Source organism: Chthoniobacterales bacterium (assembly GCA_036569045.1).
In the GTDB taxonomy this organism is placed as follows: Bacteria; Verrucomicrobiota; Verrucomicrobiia; order Chthoniobacterales; family JAATET01; genus JAATET01.
Genome location: DATCRI010000049.1, coordinates 1 through 21,974, shown reverse-complemented (window position 1 = coordinate 21,974; position 21,974 = coordinate 1). Strand labels below are relative to the sequence as shown.

The window sequence follows — 21,974 nt, the reverse complement described above, 5'->3', positions numbered from 1 at the left end:
GCCCGGCCTCCAAGAATCCCTCGGAATTTCCCGCCGCTCGCTGGACTTCGGCCCGCCGCGAGTTACGCTTAACCGAAGTCCCCTCCCTTCCATGAGACCACTGCTCCTTCTCGGGCTCCTCGTCGTTCCGTTTCTTCCCATCCAGGCCGCTTCGCCCAGCGGCGACCAGATTCTCCGGCAAATGTCGGACACGCTCGCGGCGGCGAAAACGTTCCGCTTCTCGGCCACGCGAGAAATCGACGGGGCGCTGCTCGGTCTGGATTCCGGCCCGCTGAAGGCCCGCGTCGCCATCCTCGTGCAGCGCCCGGACCGCTTTGCCGCCGTCGCCGAGGGCAAGGGTGGCCGGCGGGAGTTCATCGCCGACGGCCGCGCGCTCACGCTTTTCGAAGCCCGCCCGAATTTCTATTCCGTCGTGCCCATGCCGGCCACGCTGGACCTGCTGATCGCCCGCCTCGACGAGAAGTTCGGCTTCACGCCGCCGCTCGCCGAATTCGCGCTCAGCAATCCCTATCGCGAACTCCGCAAGGACGCGACCACGGTCACCTGGCTGGGTCGCGCGACCGTTGGCGGAGGATTTCTCGGCATCGGCGGCGTTCTCTGCGACCGGCTGTCGCTGCAGGGCCCCCACGCGGACGCCGAGCTCTGGATCGGCGTGAAGGATCACCTCCCGCGCAAGCTCGTCGCCACGTTCAAGACCTTCGCCGAGAAACCCCGGCTCCGCGTCACGTTCCACCACTGGGACCTCGCCGCAAAAGCCACGCCCGCCGACTTCACCTTCACGCCGCCGAAGGGGGCCATGAAGATCGAGATGTGGAGCGTCGAGAAAATGCGTTCCGCCACCACGCGCTAGCCTCCTCCCGTGAAAATCATGAAAACTCTCCCGGCTCTTCTGACCCTCGCCGGCGCCGCGTTCCTCTTCGTCGTCTCTCGCGCCGAGGCCCGTCCTTACGGCGTGAGCAGCGAATCCTTTGGGCGCGGCACCGCCTACCACACCTCCCGCGGCGGCGAAGCCTACGTGGGTCCTCGCGGGTTTGCCGCGCAGGGCGCGGAGGGTCGCACCGCGGTTTCCACCCCGCGTTTTGGCGCTTACTCTGGCCCGAATGTCGACGCCTACGCCGGGCGCTACAGAGCGGGAGCCGTCACGGCGAACGGCGCTGCCTACACGCGCTATGGCGGCGCCGGCTACGTCGCCCGGCCGGCCCCGCTGCCCGGCACCTACATCCGCACGGTTCCCTCCGGGGCCACCACCGTCGTTTACCACGGCGTGAGCTGCTACTACGTCGGCGGCGTCTACTATCAGCCGGTCTTCTACGGCGGCACCACGGTCTACGTGGTCGTGCCGTGATCGATCCCCTACCCCGCGAGGCAATCTTCTTTCCCCATCAACCGCCGCCCCCCTTGCGGAGGACGGCGGCTGTTTCACCGCACCACCGGGGAAATTCTACGGCACAAGGATCTCGGCGGGGGTGGATTCGGGACCACTGCCCGCCTCGTTGACGGGCACGATGCTGATGCGCACGACCAGGCCGCTCGGCAGCCCGGTGAGCGTGTATTCACTTTCGAGCACGGCATTAGCCACGGCGATCGGCGCGGATTCGTGCGGAGTCTGTCGATAGACGCGATATCGGTCGGCCCGCCGCGCGTCATCCCAATCGGCCAGCACCATGCCGGCGGAGCCGGGAGTAAGAACGAGGTTCGCGATCGGCCCGGGGCGGTCGCCATCGGCCGGTCGATCGAAGCCAAACGCATACCAGCGGGAGTCATCCGGAGCGAGCAACCGGCCAAGCTCGACGACGAGATTTCCGAGGCGCTCATGAAGCCGGGCCTGGGCGGTATCGCGCGCAAGCTTCGCCTGCCCGCAGGCGGCATTGCTTTCGTTGGAGGCCTTGCGCGCCTCGGCGAGAGCCTCGCGCCACGCGGCGCTGTGCGCTGCGGTGATCCCGGCGTCGGGATTTTCGTGAGACGGATTCTGAAGAAAATGGGCGTGAATTTCGGCGAGCAGCGGCGCGATGCCCGCGGGAATGGCAAGTGCGCCCGCCTCGAGCCCGAACGCCTCGGGATCGCCATTTCGCCTCTCCCCAAGGCGAGGCCGGAGCGTATCGATCGCCGCGGCGCAAAAGGCGCGAGCGTTCGATTCGATCGTGCGGAGCGAGGCGGTAACCACCGTTTTACGGCTCTTCGCCGCAAGATAAAGCGGCTGCATTCCGGCGACGGGCATCACTTCAAAATTGCCAGGCAGACCGGAAAGCGAGGGAATGCCAGCGCGGCCGGCGAGCGCTTCGAGATCGGCAAGAATGGCCTCGGCCGTGTTCTCGACGAGGCCGATGGCGGGCCCGTGGGTGGCAGCGCCGTCCGCGGCATCGCCGGCGAGGCTGACAAGGGGGGAATACGTCTGGGGAATCCTCTGGCTGGCCATGAAACGTCTAAAAAAGCGAGCAGGAGATTTTTTTTCGAAGAGAATGAGTGGGAATTTCGGCGGAGGGATCGACGGCGACAACGGGCGGAACGACAGCTCGCGTCGTCATCGTTCGATCAGTGAAAAACAGGGAATTGCGACCCGAAAACTGGTCAATTTTTCTACCTCCCGAACGATCTTCCCGCATGGCCATGGGATGTAACGGGGAGCCCTAGGAATTGTGAATAAGCCAAACGGCGTATTTTCGCCCTAGGCTGAAAATGCGTATTAGTGGCGGATAGGATGGAACTCACAGCGGAGGATTATGAATGGTTGCTGCAGACGGTGGAGGCCTTCCATCGAGCGGAATCCGTCGGCGACCTTTCGCGAGAATTGCTGGCGCGTGGCGAACGATTGAACGCGCGCGGCTGGGTCGAGGCGGATGCGGAGGGACGCTGGATCGAGGGCGCGCCGGACCACCGTCGCATGGCTGCCTGGAATGGAACTTTGCGCCTCCCCGCGATCGGCACCGGGGGGGAAATCGTCTGGCGCAGCGAGGCCGGCGTGGCCCTCGCGCTCGGCTGGGTGGACCCGCTCACTCGCTGGGTGGGCTGGTGGATGACGCCCGTGCCGGAGGACGGCGAAGCGCTTGCGCAGCGCCTCATGCCGACGTTGCTGACGACGTATTCCCGGGCGAGCGGCGAGCGCCGTGGTGAGGCCCGCGGCGTCGACGGCGCGGTGGGGGCGCTGACATTGCGCGAGGAGGAAGTCTCCCGCTGGATCGCCGAAGGAAAGACCGACATGGAAATCGGGCAAATTCTCGGCATCAGCGAACGCACCGTCGGCAAGCATCGCGACAATATTTTTGCGAAGGTCGGCGTGACCAATCGCGCCTCTCTCACCCGCTGGCTGCTTGGCCGCACGGGGCGCTGGGAATAGCCCGCGCATCGCCTTGCGAGCCTCTCGGATAGACGACTCGCAGCATTCGGGGAATTCCCCGATGTCCGGAAAGAATCTGCGGCACGTATGTTTCCGCGTATGACCGAAGCGCCAAAAGACGAATTGGAAATCCTGGGGGACGTATCGACGCCGGGCATCGACGAGGATTACCAGGCGGGGTCGCCGTTCCCGCAGGGCGCCACCTACGACGGCAAGGGCACGAATTTCGCCCTTTTTTCGGAAGGGGCCGAGGCGGTCGATCTCTGCCTGTTCGACAAAAGCGAATCCACCGCGGAATCGAAACGCATTCGCCTTCGCGAGCGCACGAATGGCGTCTGGCACATCTACCTGCCCGAAATCGGTCCCGGCCAGCTCTACGGCTACCGCGTGCATGGCCCCTACGAGCCTGAACACGGCTGCCGGTTCAATTCTAACAAGCTCCTGCTCGATCCCTACGCAAAAGCCATCGGCCGCGAGATCACGTGGGATGACGCGCTCTTTGGCTACACGATCGGCGCGGAGGGTGACGACCTCACCTTCGACGAACGCGACAGCGCGCCGTTCGCGCCGCTCGCGATCGTGACGAACCCGGAGTTCGACTGGGAGGACGACAAACCTCCGGGCACGGCCTGGCACGACACCGTCATCTACGAGGCGCACGTGAAGGGCCTCACCATGCGGCACCCCGATGTGCCGGAGGAAATCCGCGGCACCTACGCCGCCATCGGCCACCCCGTCATCATTGACTATCTCACGAAGCTCGGCATCACCGCGATCGAGCTCCTTCCGATCCAGTATTTCGCCGATGATCGCCATCTGCAGGAAAAAGGCCTGCACAACTACTGGGGCTACAACACGCTCGGCTTCTTCGCCCCGCAGCGCACCTATGCCGCAAGCAAGGGGCATCCCGCGGACGCCGTCAACGAATTCCGCGAGATGGTGAAGGCGCTGCACAAAGCCGGCATCGAGGTCATCATGGACGTGGTTTACAACCACACCGCCGAGGGCAACGAGCGTGGTCCCACGCTCTCCTTTCGCGGGATCGACAACCTCTCCTACTACCGCATCGTCAAGGGCAAGGGTCGCTACTACATGGATTTCACCGGCTGCGGCAACACGCTCAACATGACGCATCCCCACAGTCTGCAGCTGCTCATGGATAGCCTGCGCTATTGGGTGACAGAGATGCACGTGGACGGCTTCCGTTTCGATCTCGCCAGCGCCCTCGCCCGCTCGCTCTACGACGTGGACCAGCTCGGGGCTTTCTTCACCTCGATCTATCAGGACCCCACCCTCGCCACCACGAAGCTCATCGCCGAGCCGTGGGATCTAGGGATGGGCGGCTATCAGGTCGGCAAGTTTCCGGTCAACTGGACCGAATGGAACGGCAAATACCGCGACAGCGTCCGCAAATACTGGAAGGGCGACATGGGCATGCACGGCGAGATCGCCACACGCCTCGGCGGCAGCGCCGATCTCTACGAACACAGCGGCCGCCTGCCCTCCGCGAGCATCAACTTCATCACCGCGCACGACGGCTTCACCCTTCACGACCTCGTCAGCTACAACGAGAAGCACAACGACGCGAACGGCGAGAACAACAACGACGGCGCGAACGACAACGAGAGCTGGAACTGCGGCGCCGAGGGCCCGACCGACGACGACGGCATCAACACGCTGCGCGAGCGCCAGAAGCGCAATTTCCTCGCGACGCTCATGCTCTCGCAGGGGGTGCCCATGCTCTGCGCCGGCGACGAGATGGGCCGCACGCAGGGCGGCAACAACAACGGCTACTGCCAGGACACCGAGATTTCCTGGCACGACTGGGATCTCGACGACACCCGCAGGTCGCTTCTCGATTTCACCGCGCGCCTCATCCACTACCGCCGCAGCCACCCGAATTTTCACCGCCGCAGCTTCTCCGAACTCGATCCGCAGGCCGCCGCGACCAGCGAGAATGTCCGCTGGGTGCGCGCCGACGGTGAGCCCATGAAAGACGAGGATTGGGGCGAAGGTGGCTGGATGCGCACGCTCGGCATGATGCTCTTCGGCGATGCGCCGGAGATTCGCAATGCCGCGGGCCGCCGGGTAAGGGACAACGATTACCTCGTCTTGTTGAACGCCCATCACGAAGCGGTCGACTTCAAGCTTCCAAAGGACGTTCGCCGCAAACGCTGGTTCATCGCCTTCGACACCGCCCGACCGGAACTCGAGGCCCACACGGAACGCGTCGCGGGCGGCGGCATCAGACTTCAGGGCCGCTCCGTCATCGTCCTCGGCCATGCCCGGTGAAATAACCCAGAATCCGCCCTGGTTCGCGACCTATCGCCTCCAGGTGAATCGGGATTTCCCGCTCGCCGCCGCCGCAGAGACGTTGCCCTACCTGCACGATCTCGGCATCAGCCACGTCTACCTCTCGCCCTGCCTGCAGGCGGCTCCCGGGAGCATGCATGGCTACGACGTCGCCGATCCCACCCGCGTCAATGACGAGATCGGCGGCGAGCCCGCATGGGAATCCTTCATTGCCGCCGCGAAAGCCGCCGGCCTCGGCGTGTTGCTCGACATCGTGCCGAACCACATGACGACGCACACCGCGAACGTCTGGTGGAGCGACGTCCTCACCCATGGCCCGTTCAGCGAACACGCCACCGCATTTGACCTCTTCCCCTACGCGATCGCCGAGCGCTGGGAGATCGCCATCTGCACGCTCGGCCAGCCCTACGGCAAGGTGCTCGAGCAGGGCGAGCTCGAGATCGATCTCGACTCCGGCCTGCCTCGTCTTCGCTACTACGAGAGCACATTTCCGCTCGGCCCTGCCTCGTGGCGCCGCATTCTCGGCCCCGCCGCGCCGGACCTCGCCTTCGTGCTGCCCGAGCTCGCCAAGCTCCGCCAGCAGCACCAGCCCGAGCCCCGCACGATCGAGCGCTATCGCCTGCTCACGACGCAGGCCACCGAGGCCACGCGCGCGCTCCTCGCCGATCCCGGCATCCGCACCCAGGTTGCCGCCCATTGCGCGGACATCGTCGCCCATCCCGACCAGATGCACGCCCTTCTCGAGGACCAGTTCTACCGGCTCGCGTGGTGGAAGCTCGAAGGCGAGATCATCAACTACCGCCGTTTTTTCAACATCGGCACGCTCGTCGGCGTGCGCGTGGAATCCCCCGCGATCTTCGATGCCGCCCACGCCCGCATCGCCCGCATGGTGGCCAATGGCGACCTCGCCGGCCTCCGCGTCGACCATCCGGACGGCCTCCGCGACCCGCGTGAATATTTCGACCGCCTCCGCCAGCTCCTCCCCGACGGCCGCATCTACGCCGAAAAGATTCTCGATTCCGAGGAGAAGCTTCCCGACGACTGGGCCATCGACGGCACCGTCGGCTACGAGTTCCTCAGCAAGGTGAATCGCCTCTGGATGGACGAGGAGAAAGCCGACGCCATCACCGCGATTTACGCGGACTTCACCGGCCACCCGGTCAATTACCCGGCGCTCGTCCGCGAAAAGAAGCGCGAGATCATCCACACGCATTTCACCGCCGATCTCGAGCGCCTGACGACGCTTGCGGGGAACATCGCCCAGGCTCGATGGACCACGCACGACCTCTCCCGCGCGCAGCTCGAGAAAGCCATCGCGCACCTCATTGTCTCGCTGCCCGTCTATCGCACCTATCTCACGCAGCACCCGCATGTCGTCTCCGCGATCGATAAAAAGATCATCACCGACGCCGTTGCCGCCGCCATCGCTCAATCGAACGCCCTTGTCGAGACGATCGAGCCCGAGGTCTTCGCCTTCCTCGACGCCCTGCTCACGAACGACCTCGACGGCCCGCTCGAGGCCGACTTCATCGCGCGCTGGCAGCAGCTCGCCCCGGCCGTCATGGCCAAGGGCGCCGAAGACACGACGTTCTATTGCTACGACCGCCTCGTATCCTGCAACGAAGTCGGCTCGCAGCCCTCGCAGCTCGGCATCGCGCCCTCGAAGTTCCACCAATTCTGCGCGCACCTCCAAAACCGCTGGCCGCACAACCTCCTGCCAACCTCCACTCACGACACCAAGCGCAGCGAGGACGTCCGCACGCGCATCAGCGTCCTCACGGAGATTCCCGAGCGCTGGAACGCCGCCGTCCTCCGCTGGTCCGCGATCAATCAGTCCGCCTGGCGCGGTCGCGAGCCCGACCGCCACGCCGAGTTCCTGCTTTACCAGACGCTCATCGGCGCCTGGCCGATCTCCTTCGACCGCGCCTGGCAATACCTGCTGAAGTCCTGCCGAGAAGCGAAGATTCGCACGACCTGGCACGAACCAAACATCGGCTACGAGGAAGGCCTCCGCGAATTCACCGAGACCATTCTCGCCGACGAGAAATTCACCACCGACCTCGCGACCTTCGTCGAGCCGCTCGTCCGGCCCGGCCGCATCAACAGCCTCGCGCAGACGCTGGTGAAGCTCACCGCGCCCGGCACGCCGGACTTCTATCAGGGCACCGAGCTCTGGGACCTCAGCCTCGTGGATCCCGACAACCGCCGTCCCGTCGACTTCGCCGCCCGGCGCGATCTCCTCGCCCGCGTCCGCACGCTCAGTGCCGTCGAGGCCCTCGCCGACTGGGATTCCGGCCTGCCGAAACTTTTCCTCATCCAGCGCGCCCTCGCGATCCGGCATTCGCACGCCGCCGTCTTCAACGGCGTCCATCAGCCCATTAGTGCGAGAGGCTCTCACCTCGGCCACGTGATGAGCTATCGGCGCGGGACGGACCTCATCGTCTCCGTCCCGCGATTCACCCTCACGCTCGGCGGCGACTGGGGCGACACCGTCATTCCGCTTCCGCCGGGCGCCTGGCGCAGCGCGTTCAACGGGACCGCCTTCACCGGGGACACCGCCCCCGCCGACCTCTTCGCCGCCTTCCCCGTCGCCCTGCTCACCCGCGAAACATGATCTTCGAAATCTGGGCTCCGTTCGCCAAATCCCTCGAGCTCGTCCTCGACTCCGGTGGTCACCAGATGACCGCGGGAGACCGCGGCTGGTGGGGCGTCGAGGTCCCCGAGGCCGGCCCCGGCACCCGCTACAAATTCCGGATCGACAGCAACGGCCCCTTCCCCGACCCGCGCTCGTTGTGGCAACCGGACGGCGTCCACGGTTCCTCCGTCGTCATCGATCACGCGGCCTTTGCGTGGCCCGATACCGCCTTTCGCCCAAAGCCGCTCGGCGAGGCCGTCATCTACGAGCTGCACATTGGCACGTTCACCTGGGCCGGCACCTACGCCGCCGCCGCGGAGAAACTCGCCCACCTGCGCGATCTCGGCGTCACGCATGTCGAGCTGCTCCCACTGGCCACCTTTCCTGGAGAGCGCGGCTGGGGCTACGACGGCGCCGCCATCTACGCGCCGCACCCGGCCTACGGCACGCCGGACGATCTCAAGCACTTCATCCAGCAGGCCCACGCCCTCGGCCTCGCCGTGCTCCTCGACGTCGTCTACAACCACCTCGGCCCCGACGGAAATTACACCGGCGCGTTCGGCCCGTATTTCACCGATCGCGTGAAGACCCCCTGGGGCAGCGCGCTGAACTTCGACGGCGATTACAGCGACGAAGTTCGCGCCTTCTTCATCGAAAATGCCCTCATGTGGCTGCGCGACTATCGCTTCGACGGTCTCCGCCTCGACGCCGTCCACGCCATCCACGACGAGAGCGCCATCCACATTCTCGAACAAATGGCCGAGCGCGTGGCCGAACTGTCCGCCGTCACCGGCCGTTCCCTCATCCTCATTGCCGAGAGCGACCTGAATAACCCGCGCTTCGTCCACCCCATCGCCCGAGGCGGCTACGGCCTCGACGCCCATTGGGAAGATGACTTCCACCATGCGCTCCACGCCTTCCTCACGAAGGACCGCGACGGCTACTATGCCGACTTCGGCAGCCTCGCGCAGGTCGCCAAGGCCCTCGAGCAGGGCTACGTCTTCGACGGACAATACTCGCCCTTCCGCCACCGCGCTCACGGTCGGCCGCCGATCGATGTCGCCCCGCACCAGCTCGTCGTCTGCGCGCAGAATCACGACCAAACCGGCAACCGCGCCCTCGGCGACCGCCTCACCCACCTGCTCGATCCCGCTGGCGTCCACGCCGCCGCCGCCCTTCTGCTCCTCTGCCCCTTCGTCCCGATGCTTTTCCAGGGCGAGGAATGGGGCGCCAGCACCTCGTTCCAATTTTTCACCGACCACAACGAGGAACTCGGCCGCGCCGTCACGGAAGGCCGTCGCCACGAGTTCGCCGCGTTCGACTGGGACCCGGAATCCGTCCCCGATCCCCAGGCCCGCGAAACTTTCGAATACTCGAAGCTCCGCTGGGACGAGATCGCCGAACCCGCCCACCGCGCCCTGCTCGACTGGCATCGCGACCTCCTCGCCATTCGTCGCGAGATCCCCGTCGACGCGCTCGCCGACGTCCGCTTCGACGAGGCCGCAAACTGGCTCACCCTCCAGCGCGGCAACGTCGTCGCCGCCTTCAATTTCGCCGACCAGTCCCAGCCAATTCCGCTGCCCTTCGGCGACTGGCTGACGGCGCTCGCCTTCGGCGAGATCGGTGCGCCCCGCTCCACGGTGATTTTTCGCCGAGCCTGACCTTCGCCGAAACGCCGGGGCCCAAAAGCTGGCCGTCGCGCCGGAAAACGTGCATTGAACGTGCTTCCGTCGCCGGCCCGCCATGACTTTCGCCCCATCCTGCTCCTCCCAGATTGCGTCCCTCCGGGGCGCGAGATCGGGGCTCTGGGCCGTCCTTGTCGCACTTCTGCTGAGCGGCTGCGCGCAGCACTTCCGCGATTCCGTGCGCGATCCTGTGGGCGCCCCCGCCGCGACCGCACCCGCCGAGCGCGAGGATTCTTCGCCGACCGCGTCGATCGGCCGCATCCAGCAGAACGTGATGGATTTTTCGGACCGCTTCGTCACCGAAGTCTGGTCGTCGCTCGACCGCTACCTCGCCGAGGAGCCCGACGTGGCGCGGCAGGTGAAGGCGCAGCGGCTGAAGATCGCGCTCGCAACGGCCTCCATGACGATCGCCGCATCGAAAGATCCCCGCGCCAACCTCCTCGACATGGCCGTCTTCATTTCCGCCGGGAAATGGGCCGTCGATCGCTACTGGATCCCCGAAGTGCTCGGCGAGAAGGCCGCCAGCCTCGGCACGGTCTATGCCGACATGGATCGCGAGATCGAAGAGGAAGTCCGCACCGTTCTCACTCCGGCCCAGATCGCCGACCTCCGCGCCCTGATCGCCGCGTGGAAGGAATCCGGCCCCGGCCCGCGCGAAGTGATGGACGTGCGCCTGCGCAATCTCGACGGCGTCGTCCTCCGGCGTTTCGAGGAATCCGCCTCCGCGCGAGGACTGCTGGCCAACGTGCGCCGCTGGCTGGGCAGCGTGAATCAATCCCTCCTCTACGGCGAACGCATGATGTTCTACATCGAGCGCACGCCTCTCATTCTCTCGCAGCAGGCCGACCTCACCGTGGACCGCGTCGCCGAGCGCTTTCCGATCGCGACGGTGAATCCGAATTTCGATCGCTGGGCCGATCTCGCCAACACCCTCCCGCAACAGATCGAGGACCTCTTCGCCGGCCGCCAGCAGATTGTCCGCGAGGCCTTGCCCGAGATTCGCGACTCGCTGGGCAGCCTCGCCCGCATCACGGATTCCCTGCACGGCACCGTCACCTCGGCGGACGCCCTCGCCACGAAGGTCCAGCAGCTCCCATTCACGCCGGATGACTACGTCGCGGCACTCAACGGCGCCACCACCTCGCTCGACAAGCTCAACGCGCTCGTCGCCGGCCTGAATCGATTGCTCGACGAAACCGCAACCGATCCGGAGCACTCGTCGGCCCTGCAGGTCGCCCGCCTTCTCGACGAGCAGGCCGAGCACGTGATGGACGAAATTTTCCAGCGCGCCGCGATTCTCATCGGCCTGTTCATCGGCGGCCTGCTGCTCGTCGTCGTGGTCGCGCGGCTGCTCTTCCGACGGCCGCGGGCGGCGGCATCACCGGAGCTCCCGCGCAACGATTGAAGGTGACGTAAGTTCCGGCGCGCCCAGCCAATGCGGCGTCCCGACACCGGCGCGGAAGGCCTCCAGTGTCTCGAGCGACGAGTTCACCCGGAGGTTGCTGTAGGTTCCATCCTCGTTCTGCCAGCGCTCGTGCCAGTAAACCGCGGCCTTGATCCGGGAATATTGCGGCGCGGACATCGAGGCGAACGCATGCGCGATCCACGTCGCCTTGCTGCCAATGTCGGGAAACTCGCCCACGCCGAACTCCGCAATCATGATTGGTTTCGTGCGATCGACCGCGCCGATGTAGGCGTAAGGCTCCTCGAGCAGATCCTCGTCGAAGTCCATCCAATGGTCCTGACTGCGCTCCTGCTTGCCGTAGATGCTGAGGCCGAGCCAGTCGACGTATCGGGGGCCGGGATAATATTGCTCCACGGCGTTCCATTTTTCCTGCGGGTCGGAGTAATTGTTCGCGTGGAAGACCCACTGAACGTTCGTCCCGCCATGGGCGCGCACGCGATCCACGATGTAGCGCCAGGCGCGCTTGAATTCCTCCGGCCCTTGGAATCCGCCACCCGGCGCGGGCCTGCCCCCGCCGTAGAAACAGCCGGACCACGGGAACCAGCAGCCGTTCATCTCGTTGCCGAACGAGACCAGCATCGGCCGCCCAAACGCCGCCGCGCCGGCCGCCCACTGGTCGATGTAGGCGTCCCACTTGCCGGCGAGAATCGCGTCGAGGCTGAAACGATCCGGCCCCTTGAGCTGCTCGTAGGGGCGATCCCACGGCGACCAGAATACCAGCGGCACCGCGCCATGGCGGGCGATGAGCTCGAGATTGGCCGCAGGAAACGACTGCTCGCCCCAGTAGCTCGACGACGCCACGATCGCGAGATGCTTTCCGACGAGCTTCTCAAAACGCTCGATACCGCCGAGTGTCACGGCATCCTCGGTGTCGCCAAAATCCACGAACGCACCGAAATACGCGCCATGGGCGGGAACCACGAGTCGCTGCCCCTTCTCCACCGGCGCGCCATGGGCGGCCAGCGCGGCGGTCAGCCCCAGAATTGCGAGCATCCTTTTCATGGCGTCACCTCCGCGACGCTCGCCGTGCGGTCGAGCTTGCCCCAGTCCACCACGGCGCCCTTCATCGCCCGCAGGATCGCCTTCCACACGACGTAGCTCAGCAGCGGCCGATAAACGAAGCGCATGGGAATGATGCGCAGCGCGGTCCGCAACGGCTCGCGCTCCATCCAGCAGGCGACAAGCGCCAGCGCGAGATCGCAGCCGATGAAGGCGAGGAAATACGGCAGCACCGCGAGCTGCCGCTCCATGATCATCGACCACAGGAACAAAGCATCGATGAGCGGGGCGACCGCCACCAGCAGGAGCTGGAAGAACCAGACGCTTGGCAGGCTGAACCAGCCAAGGCCCGGCTTGCTCCGCGAAAACGTCAGCCGGCGATGCTTCCAGATGCTCTGCAGCGTGCCGAAGGCCCAGCGAAATCGCTGCTTCGCGAGCGTTCGCACCGTCTCCGGCGCCTCGGTCCACGCCACGGCATCCGGCACGTAACCGACGCGGTAGCCCGCCGCATGCACCGAGAGCGTGAGGTCGGTATCCTCGGCCAGCGTGTCGCGACTGAATCCCCCGGCGGCCGCAATCGCCTCCTTGCGGAAGGCGCTGATCGCCCCCGGCGCGACGGTGATGCCGTTCCATTCCGTGTAGGCGCGACGGTCGAGATTGAAGCCGCAGATGTATTCGAGGTCCTGGCAGCGCCCGACAAAACTACGGCGGTTGCCGACCCGGGCGTGACCCGAGACCGCGCCAACCTTCGGATCGGCGAGCGGCGGAACCAGCGCGGCAAAGGCATCCGCGACGATGCGCGTATCGGCATCGATGAAGATCACGATGTCGTGCGTGGCCTCGAGCAGGGCGTGGTGGAGCGCCGCCGCCTTGCCCGCATTCGCCTGCCGAATCACCCGCACGCGCGAATCGTTGGCCGCGACGGCCTCCGCCGCCTCGAAGGTGTCGTCCGTCGACCCGTCGTCCACCATCACGACCTCCACCGGCGACGCGTATCTTGTCGAGAGCACCGAACGCAGCGTCGCAGCAATCACCTTGCCCTCATTGTAGGCCGGCACGAGCACGCTGACCGGCGGGGCAAAGCCGGCAGGAAGCCCGGTCTTCGGCCGACGGAAATTCCGAATCGCCAGCATCAGCACGATCACCGTCCGCAGCGCGACGAGCGCCATCGCCAGCATGACGAAAGCCCAGAAAATCTGCTGCGTGAGATACATCGCGTTGAAGCCCATCGCGCTCGCGAACCGCTCGAAGGCAAAGCGCGAGCCGGGCAGCGGCGGCATCACATCGTCGGTCGTCAGGCCGAGCAGCTCGTGCAGCGGGACGACTGCGTCGCCGCGCGCGGCAATGTCGTCGAGGATCTTCGGGAGCGCCTTCACCGTCTGCGAGCGCTCGCCGCCGCCGTCGTGCAGGAGGATGTTCGTGCCACCGTCGAGCTGCGCCTTCACGCGCTTCACGATCTCCTTGGCGCCGGGCCGGTCCCAGTCCTCGGGGTCGATCGACTCGAGCACGGTCTGGTAGCCCATGCGGTCCGCGATCTCGAGCGGCGCCACCTGGGCGACGTCCGCCGGCTGGGCATCGGCATCGTAGGGCGGTCGAAACAGCGTCGTGGAGCGTCCGGTGAGGGATTCCAGCAAGCGCTGCGTGGCGTTCAGCTCGAGCTTCACCTGCTCGGGCGACGCGAGACCGAGATTCGGATGCGTGTAGGAATGGCTGCCGATCTCGTGGCCTTCGGCGAGGATGCGGCGCACCAGCGCAGGATTCGCCTCTGCGTTTTCGCCGATCAAGAAGAAGGTCGCGTGGACGTGATGCGCCTTGAGGATATCGAGAATCTTCGGCGTCCACTCGGGGTCCGGCCCGTCGTCGAACGTCAGCGCGAAGCGATGCCCGCCGCCAGCGCCCTTGTGATAGAGCGTCGGATAAATCGGAAAATCGACATAATGCTCCGTCACGCGACCGTTCGGGCCGGCGGCCAGCTCCCGCCTGCCGGGCTGTTGGTCGTTCTCCACGGAAACGACGTCGCCGGAGCCAAGATCGCTCACGACCGGGCCACTTGGCATCGCCGCGAGCGACGCGAGGGCGGCGGCGTTCGGCTGGGGATTCGAGGCGACCTTGATCGCGTCCCACACCTGCGGATCCTCGGAGCCAAGCCGGTTCAGCATGAACCCGCCCGCCCCGCGATCCTGCGCGGCGCGGAGCTGATTCAGGAACGTCGCCGCGTCGAGGAACCAGACCGCGTGTTCGATGCCAGAGTCCGTGTAGGCGAACGTCGGATTGAACGTCGGCTTGTCCACCGCGACGTCCTCCGGCTCCGCATAGCGCGCCCGGCTCATCGTGTCGGCGAAGGACACCGTCTGCGCCTTCGGCTGGCCCTTCGCCCAGTCGTAGCCGTAGTTGCCGATGTCGATGATCCATTGGTCCGGGTCGCCGTAGGACGTCACGAGGTTCAGCCATCCGTCGAACCAGTCCTGCGACGCGATCGGGCCTGGCTCGTCATCGTCGCCATTCTCGTCGTGAAGCTGGAGAACGAAGCGGTCTACCACGTCGCTGAGCGCCTCGAGATCGTATTGCCCCAGCTCCTCGCCGAGCGGCACCGCCAGCCACAGTTCACGCCCGTCGGCCTTCAACCCCTTTGCAATCTCGGTGAAAAGCTGGGTGAGCTGCGGCTTGTAGGCGGGATCCATCTGCTCCCAGTCGATCAGCACCCCGGCGGCGGCCATCTGGCCGAGCTTGTCGCGCAGGTTCTGGATGAACCGCGCCCGCTGCGGCGCCGGACCGAAGGCAAGATACTCCACCGCCTCCGGCTCCCACCCGGCGTCGCTCAAATTCGTCAAGACGGGCACGACCTTGAGTCCGCTGATGTGGGCGAACCGCTCGAGGCGCTCGTTCGGCTCGACCTCCAGCTTCCCGTCGACGCCCGTGACACGCATCGACTCCGGGCACACGTGCGTAAGCTGCCCCGCGTGCTGGCTGAGCGAACGAAAGCTCTCCTCGTCCCAATTCACAAAGAATCCCGCGCGAATTTCCGGCCCGTTCTTGTCCAGCGCCCGGCGCGTCTTTCGGCCGGCCGCGGCGAGCTGATCGAGCTTCGCGCGGTTCGCCTCGTAATATTTGATCCAGCTACTCTGTGGCGCATTGAACTGCGCGACCGGGTTCGCATGCTGCTCCGAGCGAATCTGCTTCTTCAGATCGCGCAGCCGGGCGGGAAGCGGCGGATCCGCCAGGAGCGTGTAGACGAAAATTCCCACCGCAACGGCCACCAGAATCGCCGCCACCCAACCGAGCAGCCGCAATCTCGGCCAGCGCCGACCGGAGGGATCCAGAAAGACAAAATCGCGGGAGTTCACGGAATGAGGTCAATCCGTCAGACCGCGCCGCGCCTCCGCCGTTCAAACTGTTTGCGCCCAAAAAGAGCGCGCGCCGCTAGCTGGCGAGTTTCCGCTCGAGGATCTCGCCCACGAGCACGGGATTTGCCTGGCCCTTGGAGAGCTTCATCACCTGGCCCTTGATCGCATTGATCGCAGCCAGCTTGCCGGCCTTGTATTCGGCGACCGCGCGTTCGCTGTTTGCGATCGCCTGATCGCAGAGCGCCTCGATCGCGCCGGTGTCGCTCACCTGTTTCATGCCCTTCTCCTCGACGATCACCGCGGCCGGCTTCTTCGTCGCAAACATCTCGGCAAAGACTTCCTTGCCCTGCTTGCCATTGATCGTGCCGGAATCGATGAGATTCACGAGCTCGTCGAGCGCCGCGGGCGGAATCGGGCAATCGCTGATCGTGAGGCTCTCCGCGGAGAGCGTGCTCTGGAGGTCGTTGAGGATCCAGTTCGCGATATTCTTCGGCTTCTTCGCGCCCTTCGCCGCCGTCTCGAAATACGCGGCGAGGTCGAGATCGTTCGCGAGCACTCCGGCGTCGTAGGAACTCACGCCGTAGTCGGCAATGAACCGGGCGCGTTTGTCCCACGGCAGCTCGGGCATGCGGTCGCGCGCGGCGGTCACGATTCCCTCGGTGCGAACGGGCAGCAGATCGGGATCGGGGAAATAGCGGTAATCGTGCGCGGATTCCTTGATGCGCATGAGCGTCGTCTCGCCGAGGGCGTCGTCCCAGCGGCGGGTCTCCTGATCGAGCTTGCCGCCCGCCTCGAGCACGTCGATCTGGCGGGGGATTTCAAACAGCAGCGCGCGGCGCACGCCGCTGATCGAGTTGAGATTCTTGAGCTCGATCTTCGTGCCCCATTTATCGGTGCCGGCGCGGCGCACGGAAACATTCACGTCGCAGCGGAGCTGGCCCTTCTCCATGTCGGCGTCGCTCACGCCGCCGTAGATCATCACCTGCTGGAGCACGGTGAGATACGCGAAGGCTTCCTCGGCCGAGGCAATCTCCGCCTCGGAGACGATTTCCATGAGCGGCGTGCCGGCGCGATTGAAATCGATGCCCGTGCCATTCTCCGTGTGGAAGCTCTTGGCGACGTCTTCCTCGAGGTGAATGCGGGTAAGGCGGACTTTCTTGTCCGGCGTGGCGATCGTCTTCTGCGCGTCCTTCGGATACGCGAGATCGTGCAGCGGCACGGCGCCGTTCAGGCAGATCGGCAGGTCGTATTGCGAGATCTGGTAGTTCTTCGGCATGTCCGGGTAGAAATAATTCTTCCGGTCGAATTTGCAGCGCGGCGCGATCTCGCAGCCGAGCATGAGGCCGGCGAGCGCCGTGAGCTTCAGCGCCTCCTCGTTCATCACCGGCAGGGCGCCGGGCATGCCGAGGCAGACCGGGCAGACGTTCGTATTCGGCTCGGCGCCATACTCGACCGCGCAACCGCAGAACATCTTGCTGCGCGTCTTGAGCTGAACGTGGACCTCGAGTCCGATGGTGGCGATGTAGTCGTTGGGCATGGCTTACGGAGAAACGGGAGATTTTTTGGCAGGGTGCGCGGGCGCGGCGAGCGCGAAATCGAGCGCCTTTTCGATATCAAGCTTTTGGACCTTTGCGATCAAGGCGGGATCGTTGGCGGCCTGGAGGATGTGCGGATTCTTCATCAGCGCAGCGATTCCCTGCTCGCGCGCGGCGTCCGCGGTCTCGGGATCGCTCGCGATCGCGACGATGCGCGGGTCGTTCAGCAGCTCGACGACGGGCGGATAGTCAGCGAGCCGGCGCAGGGCGTCGGGCCGGACGGCAACCTGGCCCAGCTTGTCGAAAATGCGGTAGAACTCGTCCGGCATCACGTCCATCGAGACGAGCTGCTGCCCGGTGGAGCCGGCCTCGATCGAGCGCTTCAACTTCACCAGCGCCTTCGTCGTCGCACCCGCCGGCGGAATGTGCGGGCTGCGCGCAGCCGCCGGCTCGAGCGTGCCTTCGTAAAAGCCCCCCAGCCCGCGCACGAAAAGCAGCGCGCCCCACACGAGCGTCACGCCGACGAACAATCCGACCAGCGCGCCGCCGCCGCCGAAGACCATCCGCAGCAGAAACGACGGCTGTTGCGCGGTGCGTTTGAACAACACGGCCCCGAGCACCCACGCGCCAAGATAGACGCCGATGCCGACGACGAGGCCTACCACCACGCCAATCACCAGCCCGGGCACGGGGAAAACTTTGCCCAGAAGAGGCCCGACCGCGCCGCCGGCGGCCAGCCCGGCGAACCCGCCGGCAAACATTCCGCCCAGCGCCAGCGCCTCGCGCACGACACCCGCCCGCCAGCCGGCCCACACGGACCAGGCCACGAGCAGGATCAGGAATCCCAGAAACGCGTTCTGCCAGAATGGCGAGGCCTCAGGCATCGAAGGATTGGAGAGTGGAAAGTTGATGTTTTAAGAGGAAACGCCCCGGGCCGAGCGACCGTTGACCCGGGACTATTGACCGGTCACCGCCGCCTGCGCCCGCTGCCGCAGGGCATGATCGCACAGCACGAGCGCGACCATCGCGTCGACCATCGGCACGGCGCGCGGCAGCACGCAGGCATCGTGGCGGCCGCGGGCCTTCAGTTCCGCCGCCTCGCCGGTCGTCGTGACGGTCTGCTGCGCCTGCGCGATCGTCGCCGTCGGCTTGAACGCCACCCGGAAGACGATCGGCTCGCCATTGCTGATGCCGCCCTGCACGCCGCCGGAGCGGTTCGTCACGGTGGCCACGCGGCCATCGCGCATCACAAAGGCATCGTTGTGCTCGGAACCGCGCATCCGCGCCCCGGCAAATCCGGATCCCAGCTCGAAGCCCTTCGTCGCCGGCAGGCTGAGCATCGCCTTCGCGAGATCCGCCTCGAGCTTGTCGAAGACCGGATCCCCCAGTCCCGCCGGGCCGCCTCGCACGACGCATTCGATTACGCCGCCGATGGAGTCGCCCTCGCTGCGCACTTGCTTGATCCGCTCGATCATTTGCTCGGCCACCGCGGCATCCGGGCAGCGCACGACATTCGCCTCGACCTCCGCGGACGTCACCGTCGCCGGGTCCACCGTCGTCTCGATGTCGTGAATCGCCGTCACGTAGGACACGATCTCGAGCGAAGGATACAGCGCCGCGAGAATCTTCGACGCCACCGCGCCCGCCGCCACGCGGCCGATCGTCTCCCGCGCGGAAGCCCTGCCGCCACCCGCCACGGAGCGGATGCCATACTTCGCCTCGTAGGTGTAGTCCGCATGCGACGGCCGATACATCGTCTCCATCTCGGAGTAGGCGGACGAGCGCTGGTCCTCGTTCGGCACCATGATGGAGATCGGCGTGCCCGTCGTGAGGCCATTCGTCACGCCGCTGAGGATCCGGCAGGTGTCGCTCTCCTTGCGCGGCGTCACGATATCACTCTGCCCCGGTCGGCGCCGGTCCAGCGCCGGCTGGATATCGGCTTCCGAAAGCGGCAGCCGCGGCGGACACCCCTCGATGACGACGCCCACGCCGCCCCCGTGGGATTCCCCCCACGTCGCAATGCGAAAAACCTGACCGAAAAAACTACCCATAAAACGGAACACCCTAGCGCGCCCTGCACGCCTTGCCAACGCCACTCAGTCGATCACGTCGCGCCACTTTCCCTGTCGGGCGCCTTTGGGAGATTGTCGCGGCTTGCACCTCCCCGTTTCCGATCCTATCTCAAGCGGCGTGTTGTTGATTTCCAAACGCTGGCCGTGGCCGGAAATTCTGATTCTTTTGCTCGCCGCGGCGCTGCGTTTCGTCGCGCTCGACCTGAAGCCGCCGCATTTCGACGAGGGCGTGAATGGCTGGTTCGCCGACCAGATGACGCACACCGGCTTCTACAATTACGACCCGACGAACTACCACGGGCCGCTGCACATGTATGCGGTCTTCCTCTCGCAGAAACTCTTCGGCCGCGAGATCTGGGTGCTCCGCCTGCCGGCCGTGCTCGCCAGCCTCGCCGCCGTGTGGCTGACCCTGCGCATGGGACGCTTCGTCGGCCCGACCGCGGCACGCTGGGCCGCCGCCGCGATGGCCGTTTCGCCGGCCTGCGTGTTTTACGCCCGCTACTCGATCCACGAGTCTTGGTTGCTCGCCTTCCTGCTCCTGATCGCGTGGGGCATCCTCGAAATCTGGAAGAACGGCACGCCGGCCGGGCTCTACGCGATGACGGCCGGAATCGCGGGCACGATCCTCACCAAGGAAACCTACTTTATTCATCTCGGCTGTTTCGCCCTCGCCGTCCCCTGTCTGCTTGGCTGGCAGGCCCTTTCGCCCTCGCGGCCGACCATGCCGCTTGCACCCCAGAGCTGGACGCCCGCTCAGGCCGCCTGGGCCACCGCGCTCGCGCTGTTCTCGATCATCTTCTTCTACTCGGGCACGTTCCTGCATTGGGCCGGGCTCAAGGGCCTCTACGAAACCTACGCGGCGTGGTTCCAGACCGGTGTCGCGGCAAACGGCCACGCGAAAACCGACTACGACAAGCTGCATATCACGCTTTTCGGCCTCGATTGGACGGTCAAAACCTACGCGAACACCTACTGGCTCGCGCTCATGGGCCGCTACGAATGGCCCGCGCTCATCGGCCTGCTCGCCTGCTTTCGGCTGCTCTGGCCGGCCCCGGCGCCGCTCCGCTACCTCGCGATCTACGGCGCCGGCGCGCTCGTCGCCTACACGATCATTCCCTACAAGACGCCCTGGCTCATCCTCGTGCTGCTCTGGCCGTTTTTCCTCACCTTCGGCGCGCTCATGCAGGAACTCGCGCGCTTCGCCATCATCCCCGCGCTCGGGGCCGCCCTCATCACGTTCTCGATGATGCGGAGCACCCTGCTGAGCTTCCGCACTTTCGACGACCCGGCGGAACCCTACGTCTACGTGCAGACCTTCCGCGACATCCGTCGTTTTACGGATCCCCTCCTCGACCGCGCCCGCAAGGATCCCGCCGCCTGCCAGATGAACGGCCAGCTCCTCCTCGGCAGCTACTACCCGCTCCCGTGGATGCTCGGCGACTTCACGAATATCTCGTATTTCCGCGATGAAAGCTGGCCGCCTCGCCTCGACGGCGACTTCATTGCCGCGGAGCAGAGCAAGGCCGCGAAGGTGGAGAAACTGCTGACCGGCCCGTATTACCGCCGCGCCTTCCGCCTGCGTGATGCCCAGGAGGACTGCTACGCGTGGTTCCGCGTCTCGACCTTCGCCCCCCAGCTCGACGGCGAACTCATCGTCGGCCCCGGCGCGCCCGCCTCGCCCCAATGAGAACCGCCCTCGGCCTCGGCCTGGCATTCCCCAACGGCGGCCTCGATTTCGTCGTCGCCCTCGCCGCGCTGGCGGGCGGCCTCGCCGTCGGAGCATTCGCCTGGCTGCAAATCGCCCCTGCAAAGCCCGCTGCACCCGTCCACCCCGCCGAATGGTTCGTCATCGGCTGCTTCGTCCTCGCCAGCCTGCGCGCCTTCCTTTGGCTGCTGTATCCGCAGGACGGCGCGCTGAAAATCCTTTCCCCGAACAACCTCGGCGACATCGCGCTGCACCTCGACTTCATCCGCTACCTCGCGAGCGGCGTGCCGTTCTGGCCGGACAGCCCGATCCTCACCGGCGAGCCGCTCAAATACCCGCCCGGCGCCGACCTCTTCAACAGTCTCCTTCTCGCCGTCGGCCTCCCGGTCGAGCAGGGCCTCGTCTGGACGGGCCTCGCCGGCGCCGCCCTCACCGGCATGGCGCTCTGGCGCTGGGGTCGCGGTTTTACGATCGCGGCATTTCTTTTCGGCGGCGGCCTCGCGGGCTTTGCGTGGCTCGGGCAGGCCTTCGCGAGTGGAAATTTTACACCGCAGGACGTCCAGAATCCGCAGGCCTGGAAAAACCTCTTCCTCACGCTCTTCGTCACGCAGCGCGGTCTGCTTTTCGCATTGCCCGCCGGCCTCTTCCTGCTCGACCACTGGCGCTCCCGCTACCTGCGCGGCGAGCGCGGCCTGCTGCCGACGTGGGTCGCGCTGCTCCTCTACGCAACGATGCCGCTCTACAGCGTGCACACGTTTCTGTTCCTCAGCATCGCGGTCGGCGCGATGTTCCTTTTCGCCGTCGACTCGGCCCGCCTCTCGGCGCTGATTTTTGTCGCGATGGCTTTTCTCCCCGCGGCCGGCTGCGCGTGGCTCGTCACCGGCGGG

The 21,974-nt window shown here is 65.9% G+C and carries 16 protein-coding genes; 10 read left to right on the top strand and 6 right to left on the bottom strand.

The annotated features are described in order from the left end of the window. The first annotated feature begins 91 nt into the window (after positions 1-91). Both VIM61_09520 and VIM61_09515 read left to right on the top strand, forming a co-directional pair. Complete coding sequence (locus VIM61_09520; GenBank protein ID HEY8900638.1) at positions 92-850, top strand: DUF2092 domain-containing protein; 759 nt, start codon at positions 92-94, stop codon at positions 848-850. 18 nt (positions 851-868) lie between these two features. Beyond that, complete coding sequence (locus VIM61_09515; GenBank protein ID HEY8900637.1) at positions 869-1,345, top strand: hypothetical protein; 477 nt, start codon at positions 869-871, stop codon at positions 1,343-1,345. Between the two features lie 96 nt (positions 1,346-1,441). Here VIM61_09515 and VIM61_09510 read toward each other — a convergent pair whose 3' ends face one another. Next, positions 1,442-2,416: a fibronectin type III domain-containing protein gene (locus VIM61_09510; protein ID HEY8900636.1), complete on the bottom strand. Its 975-nt coding sequence runs from the start codon at positions 2,414-2,416 to the stop codon at positions 1,442-1,444. On the opposite strand from VIM61_09510, the gene VIM61_09505 reads away from it, so the two are divergent. The 6 genes from VIM61_09505 (at position 2,415) to VIM61_09480 (ending at position 11,372) form a co-directional block, all read left to right on the top strand. Next, positions 2,415-2,618 (top strand): hypothetical protein, encoded by a 204-nt coding sequence (locus tag VIM61_09505; GenBank protein HEY8900635.1) that lies wholly within the window; start codon positions 2,415-2,417, stop codon positions 2,616-2,618. The genes VIM61_09510 and VIM61_09505 overlap by 2 nt on opposite strands. An 80-nt stretch (positions 2,619-2,698) precedes the next feature. Then, positions 2,699-3,334 carry a helix-turn-helix transcriptional regulator gene (locus VIM61_09500; GenBank protein ID HEY8900634.1) on the top strand — a complete coding sequence of 212 codons (636 nt, stop codon included), beginning with the start codon at positions 2,699-2,701 and terminating at the stop codon, positions 3,332-3,334. Between the two features lie 99 nt (positions 3,335-3,433). Then, on the top strand, positions 3,434-5,626 hold the full coding sequence (gene glgX / locus VIM61_09495) for a glycogen debranching protein GlgX (protein ID HEY8900633.1): 2,193 nt from the start codon (positions 3,434-3,436) through the stop codon (positions 5,624-5,626). Beyond that, positions 5,616-8,261, top strand: a complete 2,646-nt coding sequence (treY, locus tag VIM61_09490; protein ID HEY8900632.1) for a malto-oligosyltrehalose synthase — start codon at positions 5,616-5,618, stop codon at positions 8,259-8,261. Before glgX ends, treY begins: the two co-directional genes overlap by 11 nt. After that, the gene (treZ, locus tag VIM61_09485; GenBank protein ID HEY8900631.1) at positions 8,258-9,943 is read left to right on the top strand and encodes a malto-oligosyltrehalose trehalohydrolase; all 1,686 of its coding nucleotides are present in this window, start codon (positions 8,258-8,260) and stop codon (positions 9,941-9,943) included. The genes treY and treZ overlap by 4 nt, the downstream gene beginning before the upstream one ends. A 202-nt stretch (positions 9,944-10,145) precedes the next feature. Then, positions 10,146-11,372: a hypothetical protein gene (locus VIM61_09480; protein HEY8900630.1), complete on the top strand. Its 1,227-nt coding sequence runs from the start codon at positions 10,146-10,148 to the stop codon at positions 11,370-11,372. Here VIM61_09480 and VIM61_09475 read toward each other — a convergent pair. The 5 genes from VIM61_09475 to aroC all read right to left on the bottom strand — a co-directional run bounded on the left by VIM61_09475 (position 11,346) and on the right by aroC (position 19,361). Continuing rightward, positions 11,346-12,434: a glycosyl hydrolase gene (locus VIM61_09475; protein ID HEY8900629.1), complete on the bottom strand. Its 1,089-nt coding sequence runs from the start codon at positions 12,432-12,434 to the stop codon at positions 11,346-11,348. The two genes, VIM61_09480 and VIM61_09475, sit on opposite strands and share 27 nt — an antisense overlap. After that, positions 12,431-15,775: a glycosyltransferase gene (locus tag VIM61_09470; protein ID HEY8900628.1), complete on the bottom strand. Its 3,345-nt coding sequence runs from the start codon at positions 15,773-15,775 to the stop codon at positions 12,431-12,433. The genes VIM61_09475 and VIM61_09470 overlap by 4 nt, the downstream gene beginning before the upstream one ends. A gap of 76 nt (positions 15,776-15,851) precedes the next feature. Then, complete coding sequence (gene gatB / locus VIM61_09465) at positions 15,852-17,312, bottom strand: Asp-tRNA(Asn)/Glu-tRNA(Gln) amidotransferase subunit GatB (protein ID HEY8900627.1); 1,461 nt, start codon at positions 17,310-17,312, stop codon at positions 15,852-15,854. 3 nt (positions 17,313-17,315) lie between these two features. Beyond that, a complete protein-coding gene (locus VIM61_09460) occupies positions 17,316-18,194 on the bottom strand; it encodes a CvpA family protein (protein HEY8900626.1) in 879 nt (292 codons plus the stop codon). A 72-nt stretch (positions 18,195-18,266) separates the two neighbouring features. Next, complete coding sequence (gene aroC, locus VIM61_09455; GenBank protein ID HEY8900625.1) at positions 18,267-19,361, bottom strand: chorismate synthase; 1,095 nt, start codon at positions 19,359-19,361, stop codon at positions 18,267-18,269. Positions 19,362-19,500: 139 nt separating this feature from the next. Here aroC and VIM61_09450 point away from each other — a divergent pair, with 139 nt between their 5' ends. Next, positions 19,501-21,069, top strand: coding sequence for a glycosyltransferase family 39 protein (locus VIM61_09450; GenBank protein ID HEY8900624.1), 1,569 nt, complete (start codon positions 19,501-19,503; stop codon positions 21,067-21,069). Continuing rightward, positions 21,066-21,974, top strand: a 909-nt coding sequence (locus tag VIM61_09445; GenBank protein ID HEY8900623.1) for a hypothetical protein, incomplete at its 3' end; no start/stop codon positions are given. The genes VIM61_09450 and VIM61_09445, both read left to right, overlap by 4 nt.

What these genes read in the sequence shown, in the direction of transcription:
- VIM61_09510 (HEY8900636.1), bottom strand. Translation starts at nt 2,416, where the DNA reads ATGGCCAGCCAGAGGATTCCCCAGACGTATTCCCCCCTTGTCAGCCTC.
- treZ (HEY8900631.1), top strand. Translation starts at nt 8,258, where the DNA reads ATGATCTTCGAAATCTGGGCTCCGTTCGCCAAATCCCTCGAGCTCGTC.
- VIM61_09520 (HEY8900638.1), top strand. Translation starts at nt 92, where the DNA reads ATGAGACCACTGCTCCTTCTCGGGCTCCTCGTCGTTCCGTTTCTTCCC.
- gatB (HEY8900627.1), bottom strand. Translation starts at nt 17,312, where the DNA reads ATGCCCAACGACTACATCGCCACCATCGGACTCGAGGTCCACGTTCAG.
- VIM61_09500 (HEY8900634.1), top strand. Translation starts at nt 2,699, where the DNA reads ATGGAACTCACAGCGGAGGATTATGAATGGTTGCTGCAGACGGTGGAG.
- treY (HEY8900632.1), top strand. Translation starts at nt 5,616, where the DNA reads ATGCCCGGTGAAATAACCCAGAATCCGCCCTGGTTCGCGACCTATCGC.
- VIM61_09475 (HEY8900629.1), bottom strand. Translation starts at nt 12,434, where the DNA reads ATGAAAAGGATGCTCGCAATTCTGGGGCTGACCGCCGCGCTGGCCGCC.
- VIM61_09515 (HEY8900637.1), top strand. Translation starts at nt 869, where the DNA reads ATGAAAACTCTCCCGGCTCTTCTGACCCTCGCCGGCGCCGCGTTCCTC.
- aroC (HEY8900625.1), bottom strand. Translation starts at nt 19,361, where the DNA reads ATGGGTAGTTTTTTCGGTCAGGTTTTTCGCATTGCGACGTGGGGGGAA.
- glgX (HEY8900633.1), top strand. Translation starts at nt 3,434, where the DNA reads ATGACCGAAGCGCCAAAAGACGAATTGGAAATCCTGGGGGACGTATCG.
- VIM61_09505 (HEY8900635.1), top strand. Translation starts at nt 2,415, where the DNA reads ATGAAACGTCTAAAAAAGCGAGCAGGAGATTTTTTTTCGAAGAGAATG.
- VIM61_09460 (HEY8900626.1), bottom strand. Translation starts at nt 18,194, where the DNA reads ATGCCTGAGGCCTCGCCATTCTGGCAGAACGCGTTTCTGGGATTCCTG.